This window comes from Tellurirhabdus bombi, assembly GCF_021484805.1.
GTDB lineage: Bacteria > Bacteroidota > Bacteroidia > Cytophagales > Spirosomataceae > Tellurirhabdus > Tellurirhabdus bombi.
In genome coordinates this window covers 997,574-1,015,421 of sequence record NZ_CP090557.1, presented here as the reverse complement: position 1 = coordinate 1,015,421, position 17,848 = coordinate 997,574, and the positions used below count along the sequence as shown (strand labels likewise).

The window sequence follows — 17,848 nt, the reverse complement described above, 5'->3', positions numbered from 1 at the left end:
TTAAAATTTAAAATTGTAACTCACCGACGGAACAACGGGAAAGACTGAATACCGCTTAAGCACGGTTATTCTCGAATTGCTGCCGCTATCTCTCGGCCCCAGATTGTAATAGAAAGGATTACGACGGTTGTAGAGGTTGTAAACGCTGAATTCCCAGGTGCGCTCGTGGCGCTTTTTCTTCTTGTGAAACTGAAGGGACAGGTCCATGCGGTGGTAGGATTCAGCCCGGAAACTATTCTTCCCCCCGTATTCATACGCTTTTCGACCGTACTCAAAAAATTGACTTGGATTGCCAATATTGATGGACGGAACCAAACGATTCGGCTCGTGGGGATGCGCCACGTAGGTGGCCAGCGGAATCGTAAGCGCCTGGCCCGTTCCATAGACCCAGGTTCCTGACAACGTAATGCGCGGACTTAATTCATAAATACCAACCAGTGAAATATCGTGTCGGCGGTCGTAGCGCGGATAAAATTTCCGGCCAAAGTTCAGGTCCGCAAATTGCCATTGTGTCCAGGACAAAGTGTAGCCCGCCCAGCCCGAAAAACGGCCTACTTTTTTCTGTAACAAAAATTCGGCTCCGTACGACCAGCCTTTCCCGCTGGTAACGTTGTCTTCCCACCGCACCTGATTGGCCGACGTAGGGTCGTCGAAGAACAAAAAGCTGGCTCCTTCGCGGTAATTGATGATGTTGTCCATCGTTTTGTAATACCCTTCGATGGTGAGCGTTAGGCCTTTTTTGCTGAAGTCCTTAGCGAATCCGGCGGCTACCTGCTGCGATTGCTGGGGCTTAATGCGGTCGGTGGTGGGCACCCAAAGGTCGGTTGGTAGGCCAATTCCCGTGTTCGATAGCAGGTGGACATACTGATTCATCAGCGCGTAAGACGCCTTGAACGAAAAGTCCGGTTTGAGGATGAAGGCGCCCGAAAGGCGGGGCTCCGGACGTATGTAGTTAACCTCTTTGTGCACGAAGTGGCTCAGGCGAAAACCGCCGTTGAAGCGTAGTCGGCTGGTCGGTTTCCAGGTGTCTTCGATATAAATACCCGATTCCAGAACGTCAATGGCTTCGACATCACGCGTAAATCGCCCAATATCCGAATCCCGGACCACAATGGCGCTGGGCGTAAACCGGTGCTGGATGGTTTGTAGCCCGAAGCGCAACGAATGGCGGGGGGACGGGTAATAATCAAAGTCCGTTTTGAGCGAAAAATCCCGAATGCCCGAGTTGTATTTGAGTGAGTAAGTCTGGTCTCCGCCCTGGCTAGTTTCGCCCCGTTCTTCGCTGGAAATTCCAAAGCGATAATTGCTGAAAATCAGGGAAGTATTTGAGAATAGTTTCTGGGAAAACAGGTGGTTCCAACGGAGTGTAGCCGTGGCGTTTCCCCAGTCGAGGCTGGTATCAAAGGCTTCGTTGCCTTCGTCTTCCCTGTTGTAAAACTTGTCTTGCCCGAAGTAGCCGCTTAAATACAATTGATCCCGTTTTCCGAGGCTGTAATTCATTTTGGCGTTCAGGTCATAAAAGTAATAGCCAGCTACAGTATTACCGTCAGTCTGGGCTTTAATGAGCGGTCGGCTCACCAGATCCAGGTAGGTGCGGCGGGCCGAGATCAAAAACGAGGATTTTTCTTTCTGAATGGGTCCTTCGAGCGTCAGTCGGGAGGCAATGAGTCCAATGCCGCCTTCGCCGTGCAGCTTTTCTTTGCTTCCTTCCTTCATGTTCATTTCAATAACCGACGACAAACGGCCTCCGTACCGCGCCGGAAAGCCGCCTTTGGTTAGCTCGACGCTCTTAAGGGCATCGCCGTTAAAAACCGAAAAAAAGCCGAAAAGGTGATTGGCATTATACACAATGGCATCATCCAGAATAATTAGATTCTGGTCGGGGCCACCGCCGCGCACGTAAATACCCGTGTTGCCTTCCGACCCTTTCTGAATGCCCGGCATCAATTGCAGCACTTTGAGTACATCTTTTTCGCCTAGAAAAGCCGGTATTTTTTTGATCTGGCTCACCGGAATATCTATTTTACTCATCTGCGGACTTTCGCTAACCTTATCCTCGGTAGCAGTACCCGTGACAATGACTTCCTTCAGCGTCTGGCCCGGTTTGATCAGAATGTTTAATTCAGTGTCTTTTTGCAGATTGATCGTTCGGTATTCTGTTTCGTAGCCCACAAACGAGAAAGCCAGCCGTAGACTGTCCTGAAGCGGCAAGGTGAGCGAAAAAAAGCCGTAGGTATTGGTGTTCGTCCCCAGGGTAGTATTTGGCTGGTAGACTGAAACGCCAATCAATGCTTCGCGGCTGCCTTGCTCCCGCACGTAGCCGCTCACTGTGGCTACGGAGCCTTTGCTACGTAAACCACCCGCCCGCGTTTTCTGCATACTATCAGGTACATTTTGCGCCATCAGAGAGCCTGAAAGTAGAAGAAGGGTGGCGAAGAAAAATTTGTTCATGAGGTGGGTGCTGTAAAATGCGGGCTAAATTACTGATAAAAGATGCCTGAATAATCCAAACCGTTGGAATTTGTAAAGGAATAAAGCTACAACTATTCGCGTTTAGGAGCCATTAGCCTATAATTAATAAACAAAATGAGCGAAATCAGGTAACTACTCAATACTAGGGTTAACGTATTCTAGTAAAAGAACTGACGGTCATGCTAAAATTTGATAAACTTTCCCTAAATGTGCCGGAGACAACCAAGCCCCGCGTGGTCATTATCGGTGGTGGATTTGGTGGCATCAATCTGGCGAAAAAACTGAGTGGTAAAGATTTTCAGGTAGTTATGTTTGATAAGCAAAATTACCACGGATTTTGGCCACTGCTTTATCAGGTTGCAACGGCGGGCCTGGAGCCTGACGCCATTGCCGAGCCGCTACGGAAACTCTTCGATGAAGATTACGAAGATTTTCATTTTCGGCTTGTTCGGGTCACGGGCGTAAATCCAGCCGCCAAAACCGTTCAGACGCTGATTGGTGATCTTCAGTACGATCATCTGATTATAGCAACGGGTACAAAACCCAATTATTTCGGGAATCAGCAGATTCAAAAATACGCTTTCCCGCTGAAGACCATTCCTGAGGCGCTGAACCTGCGGAGCCAGTTTTTGCAGTCATTCGAGCAGGCCAGCATCACGAAAGATCCGGCCACACGGCAAAGTTTGCTGAATTTCGTCATTGTCGGCGCTGGTCCAACGGGTGTAGAATTGGCGGGTTCACTGGCCGAAATGCGCAAACACGTACTGCCGGGCGATTATCCGGGTCTGGATTTTAGCCAGATGAATATTTATCTGGTCGAAGGGCTGGACCGAGTGCTGCCGCCTATGTCGCCGGAAGCCAGCGAAAAAACCCACCAATATTTGGCGGACATGGGCGTTAACATCAAGCTGAAAACGCTGGTGGAGTCCTACGACGGTGAAATCGTTACCTTTAAGGGCGGCGAGCAAATTCCTTCGCAAACACTGGTGTGGGCGGCTGGCGTAACCGGTTCGCTGATTGAGGGCTTGCCCCCCGAAATTGTTGCCCGGGGTGGACGCTTGCCCGTCAATGAATTTAATCAGGTACAGGGATACAGTGATATCTACGCCATTGGTGACATTGCCTTCATGAAAACCGAAAAGTACCCGAACGGTCATCCAGGCGTTGCCCAACCCGCCATTCAGCAGGGCCAGCATTTAGCGAAAAACCTGCGTCGGCAGTTCAGAGGCGAAAAAATGGAGCCGTTTGAATACTTCGATAAAGGTTCATTAGCGATTATTGGCCGTAGCCGGGCCGTGGCCGATTTACCGGGAAAAATGCACCTAAGCGGTTTCTTTGCCTGGGTAATCTGGCTTTTCGTACACATCTATTACCTGATCGGTTTCCGGAGCAAACTCATTGTGTTGAGTAACTGGATTTACCGACTTTTCACGTACGAACGAGGCACGCGCCTGATTATTCGACCGTTTGTGCGAAAAGAGGATAAGGCTGCTCAAGAATTTGTAGAAAAGAATGAAATGTCCTGACCGTTGATGCTAAAACCCTTTCTGTCTTCTCTCTTTCTGGCTGTATGGCTAACCCTAACCGGTTACGCCCAGTCGGGAACGTTGTCTTTTAATGCCGATACGGTTAAGGCTGGCCCGTTTGATATGGGCAAGATGTGGACGTTCGACAATCCACCGAAAGATTATTTCCAGAAAACCTATGGCTTCGCGCCCGACGATAAGTGGTTCGAGGAAACCCGCCTGGCCGCGTTGCGTTTTGCCAGCTACTGCTCAGCTTCTTTTGTGTCGGCCGATGGGCTGGTGATGACCAATCACCATTGCGCGCGCGAGTCGGGGAGAAATGCGCAGCGCAAAGGAGAAGATTTAAGCGCAACGGGATTTTACGCCAAAACGCTGGCCGAGGAACGCAAGGTGCCGGATCTTTACGTAGATCAGTTGGTAAAGATGGAAGACATTACTGAGCGCGTCGTTTTGGGAATGGGCAGTGGTGCTGAGGAAGAGCAGTTGCAGCGACGGGAACAACTGTTTGAAACCATCAAGCAGGAGTACGGCCAGAAAGAAGGCTGGAAAGGCTTGGAACTCCAAACGATCACGTTTTACAACGGGGGCCGCTACTCCCTGTACGGTTTTAAGCGCTATAATGATGTTCGGCTGGTGTTTATGCCGGAGCAGCAGTTAGGCTATTTTGGGGGCGATTACGATAACTTCACGTATCCGCGTTACAACCTGGACTGTTCGTTTTTTCGAGTATACGAGAACGGCAAGCCGCTGAAAACGACGCATTTCTTCAAGTTCAACATAAAAGGTGTCCGTGAGGGCGATCCTATTTTCGTCATTGGGAATCCGGGAAGCACCGAGCGTCTGAAAACCGTCCCTGAGCTGGAATTTGACCGTGACTTGAACCATCCTTTCCAGATCGAAATCTTTCGGAACCGCGCCAACGCTCTGACTGCCTACAACGCAAGGGCCAAAAACGACAGCCTTAAAAACCAGATTCTTAGCCTGGAAAATTCGCTTAAAGCCATTGGTGGACAACTCACCGGCTTGCGCGATCCGTATCTATTGGCTCGCAAAGCGGCTTTCGACCGCCAGTTTCAGGCCGATGTACGCGCTAAAAACCTAACCGACCAGCTGAAAATCTGGGAATCTATTGCGGCAAACGTGGCCGAAGAACGCAAGTATTTCAAAGAAGCGTCTTACTTCAATCCATCGGGATTGATTCGGGGCGAGTTATTGAGTTTTGCGCAGATTATGCAGATTTATGCCCAGGCGGCGGCGCTCAATCCGGCCAGGGCGGAGCAGATAAAAGGCTTGCTGGAAATTCCGAACGTTAAATTCCGTGCCCTGGAAGAGGCCTTTTTGGCCGCACACTTAGCGGAGGTGCAGACAGGTTTAGGGAATGACGATCCATACGTTAAAGCGGCCCTGAGCGATGCCAGTGGCAAGCTGCGTACACCCCGAGAAGCCGCCGCGTACCTGATCCAGAATACGCAGTTGATGAACCTCGGTTTTGCGCAGGATTTGATTACCAAAGGCGCTACGGCCATTGCGGGCAGCAATGACCCTTTGCTGGCGCTAGGCCGTTTGGCGGCACCCCGTTTCCAGCAGGCGGCGGGACAGCTGCAAAACAGTGAGCAACAACTGGAGCTGCTGCGCGCTTCGCTAGGCCGTTTGCTGTATCAGGTCTACGGTGCTAGTATTCCGCCCGACGCGACGTTTTCGCTTCGTATCAACGATGGAACGGTGCGGAGCTATTTGTACAACGGCACGATGGCGCCCATCCAGACTACATATGCAGGCATGTATGATCGGTATTACGCCTTTAACGGCAAATTCCCCTGGGATTTGCCCGCCCGCTGGAAAACACCACCCGCTGCCTTGCTGCGCGAACCGATGAACTTTATTACAACCAATGACATTATCGGTGGCAATTCGGGCAGTCCAATGATCAACCGCAACCGCGAAGCTGTCGGGCTGGCGTTTGATGGAAATATGGAGAGTTTGCCGGGAAGTTTTATCTTCGTACCCGACCGCAACCGAACCGTTTCGGTGCATACCAGCGCGATGATTGCCGCCATGAAGCATATTTACAAAGCGGATCGGTTAATCAACGAGTTAGTGGGTAAATAATCGATTATGAAACGTCTCGTCGAAAAGCATACGCTCGCCATCCGGTGGTTTCACTGGATTAATTTTCCGGTTCTGTTCGTCATGATCTGGAGCGGATTGCTCATCTATTGGGCGTATGATCCTTACAAAATTCAGATTGGCAACACAGTACTGGTGCAGTTTTTTCCAGATTCTTTCTATGACTTTCTGGGTGTAAAACGTCGGCTGGCCGAAGGCATGAGCTGGCATTTTATGTTCATGTGGCTGTTTTTGCTGAATGGCGTTCTTTACGTCGCTTATACCTTTTTTTCTGGTGAGTGGCGGCTATTGATTCCAAATCGGCAGTCGTTCCGGGAGGCGTGGTCGGTAATTTTGCACGATCTGGGCATACGCAAAGCAGTGCCGTTTCAGCGTAAATACAACGGTGCCCAGCGGATTGCGTACACGGCGGTCATTTTGATGGGGCTGGGGTCGTTATTGACCGGACTGGCCATTTACAAACCCATTCAGGTTGCGTGGCTCACAAACCTATTGGGCGGCTACCAGGCAGCGCGCATGGAACACTTTATTCTGACCATCGGATACGTTTTGTTTTTTCTGCTTCATGTGATTCAGGTCATTCGGGCGGGGTGGAATAATTTTCGGGGTATGGTTGCCGGTTTTGAAGTCGTGGATGAACAACCGGGCCGTAACGCCTAAACGAATTACTACATGGAAAATAAAATCCCCGAAAACAATCCCCGAAAAGAAACGGACCAGGATTTAACCCCGGATCAGCAAATTCGGCGCAGAACCCTGAAAGCATTTGCCTGGTTTGGACTGGCCAGTCTGGTACCCGTGGGCGTTTGGAAGTGGATTAAGAGCCGCCCCCGTGAAGCCGGTTTGCCGAAGCCTTTTCGGCGCTTTTTCACTTTTAACGAACAACTGGACAAAGCGTATTTTAGTCCGCAGCATTTAGCGCCAACTTTCCCCAAATCGATGGCGGCCAAAAAAGTACGAGTCAACGGCTACGACGGTCTGAAAAAACCAATCGATCTGGAAACCTGGCGGTTACAGGTTGAGCAGCCCACACCAAATGGGCCGCAAAAGCTAGCCCTAACGCTGGCTGATCTGCAAACCTTACCCAAACAGGAAATCATCTTTGAGTTTAAATGCATCGAAGGCTGGAGCCAGATTCAACATTGGGGCGGGGTACGGCTAATCGATTTTATGACCAAATACAAATTAGGAACCCGCAACGGAACCGCCCCCGACCTCAATCAACCGGATGCCCTGTATTCGTACGTGGGCATGAAAACGCCGGATAATGGGTATTATGTGGGCATCGATATGGCCAGTGCCCTGCATCCCCAAACACTTCTGGCCTACGAAATGAACGGCGAGCCACTGACCAACCCGCACGGAGCCCCGCTACGGCTGCTTATTCCCGTTAAATACGGCGTTAAAAATCTCAAACGCATCGGTGAAATCTGGTTTTCAGACAGTCCGCCCCGCGATTTCTGGGCGGAACGCGGCTATGATTATCACATTGGCTTGTAAGCCTAACAAATTATAATTCTGGTTCAGGAAGTCTTGTCTTAACGTGGATTTGGGTAAGTTGATAATCCACCAGCCGCTTTTTAGTATCTTCGGGTTTCAACCTGAAAACTAAATGAAACGACTTACACTTGTACTTCTCTTCGGGACAAGCTTGGCGTTTGCCCAGACAAAACAAAAGATTGTAGTTTCCGATCTGACTCGCATCAAACAACTTGGTGGAATCAACATCGCGCCGGACGGCAAACGGGCGGCCTACACAGTTACGAGTGTTGAAGCCAGCGACGAAGAGAAAAAAGAAGGCAGCCCCGAGGATTATACGTATCGAACGCACATCTATTTGAGTGATCTGCAAGCGGGTGGCCAGCCCAAATCCCTCACGCGCGGCTCCGAAAGCGCCCGGCAGCCCGCCTGGTCGCCGGACGGTAAATCGTTAGCGTTTGCCCGTACTATAAAAGGCAAATCCCAGATTTTTATTTTGCCCTTCGACGGGGGCGAAGCCTGGCAATTAACCAACGGTAAGAACGGTGCTTCAAGCCCCCAGTGGTCGCCGGATGGCAAGCAGATTCTGTTTTCGGTAAGCCTTTCGATGAGCGAAGTCCTGAAAGATTCGCTCTTAAATCCTGGAAAAAGAACGCCGGCCTGGTCGCTCGAGAAACCAGGTTTTACTACGAACGATTTTATAAAGCCAGAGAAGTCGGTTAAACCAAATCCAGACGGAACGCTGGCCGAAATTCGGGCGTATCTGGCCAAAGACGTGGAGGACAAAAAGGCCAAAGTGATCAACCGCCTGAACCTGCAAGGCGAAGCATCCACCGAGCCAGAATTGAATTTCAATCACTTATACATTACTGATGTCCGCGAAGGCGCAACCGCAAAGCCACTAACGCGCGGTTTCTATTCATTTGCGGCTCCGGTCTGGCTACCCGATGGTAAAGGGATTCTGGCGGTTACGGCGCGGGACACCACCAACCACCCGGACCGCGAACGGGATAATTCAACCATCTGGCTGGCGGCGGACGGTTCCGGCAAGCGGATTACGTTGCTGGCCGAAGCGGGTAAAGGCTTCTTTGCGCCTACGGTTTCGCCGGATGGAAAACAATTAGCTCTGTTGACGGGTGAGTCCCAGGGAGTTGGTTTTGGGAAATTGGCCATTGCCACGCTCAACGGTACTACTGTTTCGGGACTGGAAATCATCTCGTTTGATCGGGCGGCAGGAAGCATGAAATGGGTAAGTGCAGCGGGAGCGAAAGGGAAAAAAGCGGCCAACTGGCTTTATTTCACCGCTTCGTCAAATGGCGGCGTGCCTCTCTACCGGCTCGATCTGGCGACTAAACAGGTGACGCAGTTGACCGACTATGACAACGGAATTAACGATTTTGATATTACCGGTAATAAAGTGGTTTTTGCCCGGACCGAAATAGCTAACCCGTCGGAGTTGTATTCGGCAACAATTGGCACCGATTTGCTGAAATCGGCGGTAAAATTAAGCAACCACAACGACTGGGTAGCCAGTAAAATGCTCAGTTTTCCGGAAAAACGAACCTACAAAAATTCCAAAGGACAAACGGTTGAATACTGGATCATGAAACCAGCATCGATCGTGGCCGGGCAAAAATATCCGCTCCTGCTGAACATGCACGGCGGACCAACGGCCATGTGGGGTCCGGGCGAGTTTTCGATGTGGCACGAGCACCAGTTTTTCTGTTCGCAGGGCTATGGCGTTGTATACGCCAATCCGCGCGGATCAGGTGGTTATGGGCTGACTTTCCAGCAGGCCAATTATCAGGACTGGGGAACTGGTCCCACCGAAGACGTGCTGGCGGCGGCCACCGAGGCGGCCAAAGAAGCCTGGGTTGATACAAGTCGGCAGGTGATTACGGGCGGCTCGTATGCAGGTTATCTAACGGCCTGGATTGTAGGCCACGACAATCGATTTAAAGCAGCATTTGCGCAGCGGGGCGTATACGATCTGACGACGTTTTTGGGCGAAGGGAATGCCTGGCGGCTGGTTCCCAACTACTTTGGCGGCTATCCCTGGCAGAAAAACATTCAGGAAGTGATGGATGCCAACTCACCCTTTACCTTTGTCGAAAACATTCGGACGCCGCTGCTAATCAAACACGGTGAAAACGACTTGCGGACAGGCGTTATCCAGAGCGAAATGATGTACAAAAGCCTGAAAATTCTGGGTCGGGATGTGGAATACGTACGGATGCCCGGCGGCACGCATGAACTGAGCCGCACCGGTAATCCACGCCAGCGCATTGACCGGATGCTGCGGATTTATGAGTTTTTTGAGCGGTATATTGGCGCTAAAACAAAGTGATTTTCAGTGTACTTGCAAGCTGACTTTATCGGGATAAAGCCACTAACCGGATAAGGTCAACCGCTCATCATATTGCGCCTGTTTGCCAGAAAAGCAGGCTGTAGCTTTCGGATAAACTATAATTCTTGTTTTATGTGGAGATACAGCCTACTTTTTTTTTCGGTTCTGCTGGCAGCGGGTGCGAAGGCCCAGCGCATTGATACGCTGCATCTTAACCGACAGCAATTTCTAGTGGCAGCCTTAAAGCCGGGTACGGACCAGTATCTGGTTTACATGAAAAATCCCAAAACCGGTCAACGGAAAGGCTTGAGTTTGTGGACGCGGGAAACGTCGTATTCTGTTTTAGGTGGTAAACCCGTTATTGTTATCAACCAGCGTTGGGAAAGTTCGGACTCGCTGGCCAACCGCAAGGTGTATTCCATCAATGATCAGAAAACTTTTCGCCCGATTTTTCACTGGGCGCAACACCCAAAAGCTGGCATTGAAGCCTATAATTTTTACGAAGACAAAATAGCGGGTGCCGACACAGTAGCCAACAACAACCGCAAAGACTTTTTGATCAGGCAGGCTGAACCTTCGCTGAACTGGGAGCTGGATATCGAAACGTTTCGGATGTTGCCTTACGCTGCCAACAAGCAGTTTGCCATCAACTTCTACCACCCTGGAAGCAAAGCAGCTCCTCAATTCTACGTCTACAAAGTGATAGGGAGCGAAACCGTAAAAGCGACCGACAAACACGCCATTGACTGCTGGCTGCTGCGGATTGACTACCAGGAAAATTCGTTCGCCACGTTCTGGATTAGTAAAGCAACCAAAGAAATGATTCGCATGGAAGAAGTATACAACGGACTGAAACGATACAAGATAAAACTCTCTGCCGGGGAGCCCGAAATGACGGCTTTAAAATAAAAAGTCAGATTTACCAGACACAAAAGCCGAGGCATTGCCTCGGCTTTTGTGTTATTTAGCAGAACTGAACGTTAAGTTTGTTTATTTTGTCAACAGGCATAAAAATTGCCCAATTTTGCCTGGTTATAGCCTGCTCACCGTATGAAAATGTCGCTGACACGAAAAATTACCTTTGGCGTTGGAACTGCTTTGTTGTTAATCATTGGTAGCGCAGGATTGTCCTACTATATGTTTCGGCAGCAGGCCGTCATTGAATACTGGGTTCGGCACACATATGAAGTGCTAAACCAGGCTGAAACCATTCAAAAAATGCTGGTCGATATGGAAACCGGTCGGCGTGGCTTCCGAAGTACCAACGAAAAGCGATTTCTCCAGCCTTACTACGAAGGAATCGAAAAAATACATCCCGCCATTGAGGGATTGAAGAAGCTGACGCAGGACAATGTCAGACAGACGCAGAAAGCAGAATTTATCGAAAAAAACATCAATGACCTGCTTATTTACTGGCGTTCGCTCGGTGAAGATGCCAGCAAATATTCCAAAGCGGACATCGTTCGGGTGATGGACGAAGAAAAAAGGCGAATGGATATTATTCGCAATAGCTTGGACGCATTCGTGCAAGTGGAGCGGATTGCTCTGGAGGATCGTCAAAAAGAGAATGAACGAGCCATCCAGCGCGCTATGTTTGTTCTGGCATTAACCATCATTCTGGTTCTGTTGCTGGCCTTTGTGCTAACGCGAATCATTTTTGGGGAACTCAATAACCGGAACCGGGCCGAAGACTTACTTAAAGAAAACCTGGATGAGCTAGACCAGATTAACCGAAGTGCCAACGAAAAAAATTGGCTGCTAACGGGAATTTCGAGCATCAATGATGCCATTCAGGGAGTTGATGAGCTGGCCGTTCTTTCCAGAACAACGCTGGAGGCCATTCTTCAGTATACGGGCTTGCCCGCTGGCTTGTTGTACTGCTACGATGAAGAGGGGCATCTTTTGAAAAAACAAGCCTCGATTGGCGCGTCGGACCTGGCCCCTGAAACCTTTCGAATCGATGAAGGGCTGGTAGGACGGGCCGCAGCGGGCCGTACGCTTCTCGCCATTAAAAATATTCCGTCTGATTACTGGACCATTCAGTCGGGAGCAGGAAAATCCGTTCCCAAAGAAGTGATTCTGGTGCCTCTATGGCATAATAAGACGTTGAAGGGCGTGATTGAATTGGCATCCTTCGAGGTCGATGGTACGGCCATACAAGATCTTGACCTTTTAAAAAATGTAGCCAATAATATCGCCGTCGCAATTAATTCGGTAGAATCCCACGAGCGGGTGATGCGCTTGCTGGTCCAAGTGCAAGACCAGCGGGAAACCCTTGAAAATCAGCAGGAAGAATTACGACAGAGCAACGACGAACTCACGCGCCAAGCCGAAATATTACAGGCTTCGGAGGAAGAATTAAAGGTGCAGGAAGAAGAATTGCGTCAAATCAACGCCGAATTAGAGGAAAAAAATGAGGCGGTTGAAATGGCTCGGCAAGAACTCGATCTGAAAGCGCAGGAACTGGAAGTGACGAGTAAATACAAGTCGGAATTTCTGGCTAATATGTCGCATGAATTGCGCACGCCGCTCAACAGTGTGCTGATTCTGGCTAAACTATTGTCTGAAAACAAAGCCGCTAACCTGACGGCCAAGCAGGTCGAATACGCTACCATCATTCATAAATCAGGCTCCAATCTGCTGGAACTCATCAACGACATTCTGGATTTGTCGAAGATTGAGGCGGGTAAAATCGATTTTACGTTTGAGAATATTCCGGTGAATGCGGTGGCTAATAATATGGAGCAACTGTTCCGGGTACTGGCCGAAGAAAAAAGCGTTCAGTTCGTAACGAACATGAACAGCATGGGGGCGGTCGAACTGCATACGGATCGTCTTCGCCTGGAGCAGATTATCCGCAACTTGCTGTCGAATGCGTTTAAGTTCACGCCGAAAGGGGGGACCGTAACACTGGATTTCCAGGCGGTTCCGAAAAACCTGCCGTTTACGAGTAACCAATTGCTAAACGCGGAGAACGTACTGGCTATTTCGGTGAAAGATACCGGAATTGGCATTTCCCCCGATAAGCAACGGCTCATTTTTGAAGCCTTTCAGCAGGCCGACGGTTCGGTAAGCCGGAAATACGGTGGTACCGGATTAGGCCTTTCGATTAGTAAAGAGCTGGCCAAGAAGCTGAACGGGGAATTACAGGTGCAGAGCGAAGAAGGGGAAGGAAGCACCTTTACGCTATACGTACCGATTCATTCGACCATGGTGGACGTGCCCAGGGTGGTTGAAACGCCGGTCATAACGCAGACCTTGAGTCAGCCCGTTGTTGAGCAGACTACCCTCGCCGACGATCGCCAAAATCTGCAAAAAGGTGACAAAACGCTCCTGATTATTGAAGATGATCCTCTTTTTGCGGGTATTGTGCGCGACTTTGCCCGTACGAAAGGGTACAAGACAATTCTCGCTATTCAGGGTGACGAAGGACTTTATTGTGCCCGAAAGTACCAGCCCTCGGCCATCATCCTGGACATGCAGTTGCCGGTTATTGATGGGTGGAATCTGCTGAAAATCCTGAAAAGTGATCCCGATCTAAAGAATATTCCGGTGCATATCATGTCCGCCGACGAGCCACAGGGCGCACTGGGCGGGGCGTTGGCGTTTGTCCGTAAGCCACTGGCGGTTGAAGATCTTGAAAAAGCCTTTTCTTTACTGGGCGGGCATTTGCAGACCAACGTCAAACGAGTGCTGGTGCTGTCGGGCGTTTACCTGAAAAACCAGACGTTGCAGCGGTTTATCGACGAGCGTAAATTTGACATGCAGTGCGATTACGTTGCTTCGGCAGCGGAGGCTGTCAGCAAGTTGCAACAGGAAAAGTATGACTGCATCATAGCCGATATTGGGGCAGACCTAACCGCCGGAACGCAGGATTTGCAGAAGGTAAAAGAGGCGACTAAGGCAGCCGAAGTTCCTATTATTATTTACCTGGATAAAAACCTGTCGACAACGGATGAGCTGCAACTGAAAAAGATTTCCGACGTCATTATCCGCGAATCGTCGCTTTCGAAAGACCGGTTGATGGATGAATTGGAATTGTTTTTGTATAAAGTACAGGAAGTGCAGCAGCAGCCTTTTTCGAAACCGGTTTTGAGCAGTCTGACAAACGACAAAAACCTCAAAGGCAAAAAAATCCTGCTGGTTGACGATGACATGCGCAATGTTTTTGCCCTTAGTACGCTGCTGGAAGAACACGAAATTACGGTTATTACGGCGGGTGATGGCAAAGAAGCGCTGGAACAACTGGACGAACAGACGGGTATTGATCTGGTATTGATGGACATTATGATGCCGGAAATGGATGGCTACGAAGCCACCCGGCGCATCCGGGCAAACTCGCGGTTTCATAGTCTGCCCGTCATTGCACTTACCGCCAAAGCCATGACCGGCGACCGGGAAAAATGCATCGAAGCCGGTGCATCTGATTACATTACGAAGCCCATCGACAGCAGTCGCCTGTTATCGTTGTTGCGTGTTTGGCTGTCAAAATAAACTATGGGAGAGCGCGAAGATATCACGAATGAAGAGTTGGATGAGGTGTTGGACGTAATTCGCTTGACGTATGGCTATGATTTTAGTAATTATGCCCGCACCTCAATCAAGCGGCGTGTTATGCGCTGCATGGATGTAGCCAAGGTCAAATCGGTCTATGACCTGAAGTACCTTTTAATGAACGAAAAGGAATTTTTTGAATGGTTTCTGCAAACATTGACCGTCAACGTGACGGAGATGTTTCGGGATCCGCAGTTTTACCGGGCATTGAGCGAAAAAGTATTACCCAAACTGGCTTCGTACCCCATCATTAAAATCTGGCATGCGGGCTGCTCCACGGGCGAAGAAGTGTTTTCGATGGCCATTCTGCTGCACGAAGCAGGCCTGCTGGAACGAACCCGAATTTACGCCACTGACATAAATCCGGCCAATCTGGAAAAGGCCAGAACCGGGATTATATCGGTGCAGAACATGCGGGATTATACGTCGAACTACATTCAATCGGGGGGGAAACAGGATTTTTCAGATTATTATACTGCCCGTTACGATAACGCACTTATTAATAAAGAGTTACGTAAGAATATTGTGTTTTCGCAGCATAATTTGGTCACGGACCAGGTATTCAATGAATTTCAGTTGGTTTGTTGCCGCAACGTGCTGATTTACTTTAACCGGGTTTTACAGAACGAGGTATTTAAGCTTTTCTACGACAGCTTATCGCCCCTGGGCTATCTGGCCATCGGCATGAAAGAGTCGCTGCTTTTTACGGATGTGCGCAACGAATTGGATGTGATTAGTTCAACCGCCAAAATTTACCGGCGTAAACGATAGCCTTCTCATGGAAAAACCCGGAGTTATTATCATAGGCGGGTCGGCGGGGAGTTTGTCGCCGTTAACCACCATCCTGAAAGCCTTTCCAGATCATTACTGCTTTTCCATCATTATCGTGCTGCATCGCATGAAAAATGTGGTCAGCGAGATGGATCGGATTTTATCCATGAGCCGTAAAGGCATGAAAATAAGCGAACCCGATGATAAATCGCCCATCAGGGAAGGGTGCGTCTACCTGGCTCCGCAGAATTACCATTTGCTGATTGAAGAAGACCGGACCTTTAGTCTGGATTATTCCGAACTCATTAATTACAGCCGGCCTTCAATTGACCTGACGTTTGAATGCGTTGCTAACGTATACGGGAAAAATGCCGTAGCGATCCTGCTGAGTGGGGCCAATAATGACGGCACCGCCGGGATGAAGCACATTATTGATAAAGGCGGCACCGCCCTTGTGCAGCACCCCGATTCGGCGGAGTATGCGACCATGCCCCGGGCCGCTATGGAGAAGAACGCCGCGGCCAAGGTTTTAAGGCCGGAAGAAATCGTCGATTTTTTGAAAACCATACCTCACTAATAACGACTCAATTGCCTAGTTAATCCGTTATGAATACAGCCACAACATTGAAAGAGTTTACTATTTTACTGGTTGACGACCGCGAAGAAAATCTGATTTCGCTGGAGGAGATTCTGGAAACAGACAACCGAACGTTTCTCAAAGCTTCGTCGGGCAATGAAGCGCTGCGCTACGCCCTGAAAAATGACAAGATTGGCCTGATTATGCTTGACGTTCAGATGCCCGAAATGGACGGATTCGAAGTGGCCAGGCTCTTGAAATCAAACCCGAAAACAAAAGACATTTCGATCATTTTTGTAACAGCCATCAGCAAAGAAGAGCAGTACGTCATTAAAGGGTTTGAAGAAGGCGCGGTCGATTATTTGCAAAAACCGCTGGATATTAACGTAACCAAAGCCAAGGTCGCCGTTTTTGAGCGCTTGTATTTTTCCCAGCAGGAACTCAAAAAAACAGCCGCCGAATTAGACAGCATCAACAAGCAGCTCGAACGCTTTGTCTACATGGTGGCGCATGATCTGAAATCGCCCCTAACGGGTATTATTGCCTTGCTGTCGCTCTTGAAAATGAATGTCGAAGACCGCGTTGTGGAGCAGGAAGAGGTGAAGGATTACGTCGATCAGTTGTCGGCGGCTTCGTTTCACCTGTCCGATATGATTACGGCCATTTTGGATTATTCGCGGAAAAGCATCGAGCAGCAAAAAGTAGAAGAAGTGGACGTATACGACCTGCTGCAACAGACAACGCAGCTGATGTTTCCGCCGAAACACATCCACATCCGCATCAACAAGCCGATGCCTGTGCTGGAAACCAAGAAGCTGAAACTGCAACAGGTGTTTCAGAACCTCATCAGCAACGCCATCAAGTACAACGACAAGCCAACGGGCGAAATTGAACTTGGCTGCGACGACAAAGGCACTCACTACGAGTTTTACGTGCGGGATAACGGCCCCGGCATTGCCGAAGAAGACCAGCAGCACATTTTTGGCCTTTTTCAGGTGGCTGACCACACGACCAAGGCCGATAGCAGCACGGGTGTCGGGTTGAACATCCTGAAAATTCTGGTGGAAGAGCAGGGCGGCAAAATTCGGGTAGAATCGACGCCGGGTGTGGGCAGTACGTTCTTTTTCGATTGGAAAAAATAATCCCCCTCGTAGCGAGCTAGGAGGGGGACTGAGTGGTGATGGCCCCGATAAATTTAAATGGTCTTACCGGTTAGCGTAAATGCTGATGCCTGGTGCAGCCGCGCCCGTGCGCCCCGCTACGCCTCGCGTGTATACCGTAATAACGCGTCCAACTATATTACTGGTAAAAGAAACTGCTGGTCCCAGATTTGTTGCCGATCCTGGTTGTCGGAGAACGAATGAGGGACTGGTGGCGGCATCTACAGGAATAAAGTTAGTCGCGCCTTTGTAAGCTATATTAGGGGCCAGTACGGTTGCCGTCGTGCTGCTGGTGACTAACGCAACGTCGTAATTGACTCCGGGCGTCAGGTTGACAAACCGAACATAGTATTTGGTTGGATCGGTAGCCATACTAAAATCATCATTTAGTACAAAAACTTCCGGTTTAGCCCCGGGGCCAGCCACGAATACGGAATAATACTTGTTATCCTCGAGTGTATAATCCAGCGAGCCAATAGCGGTTGCGCTAGTCGCAGTGGTCGTAGCAGGTGCCGTGATGCTTAGCGAGGTCGCGCCTGGTGTAGCAATGGCATAACCACTGACACTACCCGGAAAGGTATTCGTATAAGGTAGGCCCGTCGGCGTACCACTCGATGTGGTGGATGCTCCCGTTGGTGTAAAGGCGCTAAACTTATTGGTACCAATGTATAGATCGATACCCGGTGTATCGGGCGCCGCGTGAATCAACTTAACTCTGGCTCCCCCCGCAATGGGATCAACCGGAAGTTTCAGCGCATTTTTCTCGCAGGAGAAAAAAAGAATCGATACCAGGAGACTATATAAAAAAGGTTTGAACATCGTCTTGAAACGTTTC

Annotated in this window: 12 protein-coding genes; 10 read left to right on the top strand and 2 right to left on the bottom strand. The window is 49.7% G+C overall.

The window, feature by feature from the left end; genetic code table 11:
* Positions 1-2,379 carry a TonB-dependent receptor gene (locus L0Y31_RS04365; protein ID WP_234737116.1) on the bottom strand — a complete coding sequence of 793 codons (2,379 nt, stop codon included), beginning with the start codon at positions 2,377-2,379 and terminating at the stop codon, positions 1-3.
* Between the two features lie 272 nt (positions 2,380-2,651).
* On the opposite strand from L0Y31_RS04365, the gene L0Y31_RS04360 reads away from it, so the two are divergent.
* From L0Y31_RS04360 to L0Y31_RS04315, 10 genes are all read left to right on the top strand, one after another.
* Positions 2,652-3,998: an NAD(P)/FAD-dependent oxidoreductase gene (locus L0Y31_RS04360; RefSeq protein WP_234735915.1), complete on the top strand. Its 1,347-nt coding sequence runs from the start codon at positions 2,652-2,654 to the stop codon at positions 3,996-3,998.
* Positions 3,999-4,004: 6 nt separating this feature from the next.
* Positions 4,005-6,107 (top strand): S46 family peptidase, encoded by a 2,103-nt coding sequence (locus tag L0Y31_RS04355; protein ID WP_234735914.1) that lies wholly within the window; start codon positions 4,005-4,007, stop codon positions 6,105-6,107.
* Positions 6,108-6,113: 6 nt separating this feature from the next.
* On the top strand, positions 6,114-6,785 hold the full coding sequence (locus L0Y31_RS04350; protein ID WP_234735913.1) for a cytochrome b/b6 domain-containing protein: 672 nt from the start codon (positions 6,114-6,116) through the stop codon (positions 6,783-6,785).
* Between the two features lie 12 nt (positions 6,786-6,797).
* Positions 6,798-7,625: a molybdopterin-dependent oxidoreductase gene (locus tag L0Y31_RS04345; protein WP_234735912.1), complete on the top strand. Its 828-nt coding sequence runs from the start codon at positions 6,798-6,800 to the stop codon at positions 7,623-7,625.
* Positions 7,626-7,737: 112 nt separating this feature from the next.
* Positions 7,738-9,951, top strand: coding sequence for a S9 family peptidase (locus L0Y31_RS04340; protein WP_234735911.1), 2,214 nt, complete (start codon positions 7,738-7,740; stop codon positions 9,949-9,951).
* A gap of 132 nt (positions 9,952-10,083) precedes the next feature.
* Positions 10,084-10,860 (top strand): DUF3108 domain-containing protein, encoded by a 777-nt coding sequence (locus tag L0Y31_RS04335; protein WP_234735910.1) that lies wholly within the window; start codon positions 10,084-10,086, stop codon positions 10,858-10,860.
* Positions 10,861-11,001: 141 nt separating this feature from the next.
* Entirely contained in the window at positions 11,002-14,445 is a 3,444-nt protein-coding gene (locus L0Y31_RS04330; protein WP_234735909.1) for a response regulator, read from the top strand.
* A 3-nt stretch (positions 14,446-14,448) separates the two neighbouring features.
* Complete coding sequence (locus tag L0Y31_RS04325; RefSeq protein ID WP_234735908.1) at positions 14,449-15,276, top strand: CheR family methyltransferase; 828 nt, start codon at positions 14,449-14,451, stop codon at positions 15,274-15,276.
* 7 nt (positions 15,277-15,283) lie between these two features.
* Positions 15,284-15,853, top strand: a complete 570-nt coding sequence (locus L0Y31_RS04320; protein ID WP_234735907.1) for a chemotaxis protein CheB — start codon at positions 15,284-15,286, stop codon at positions 15,851-15,853.
* Between the two features lie 29 nt (positions 15,854-15,882).
* A complete protein-coding gene (locus L0Y31_RS04315) occupies positions 15,883-16,995 on the top strand; it encodes a sensor histidine kinase (protein WP_234735906.1) in 1,113 nt (370 codons plus the stop codon).
* Positions 16,996-17,058: 63 nt separating this feature from the next.
* Here the strand turns inward: L0Y31_RS04315 and L0Y31_RS04310 are convergent, their stop codons facing one another.
* Entirely contained in the window at positions 17,059-17,832 is a 774-nt protein-coding gene (locus L0Y31_RS04310) for a DUF4397 domain-containing protein (protein ID WP_234735905.1), read from the bottom strand.
* Positions 17,833-17,848 lie beyond the last annotated feature (16 nt).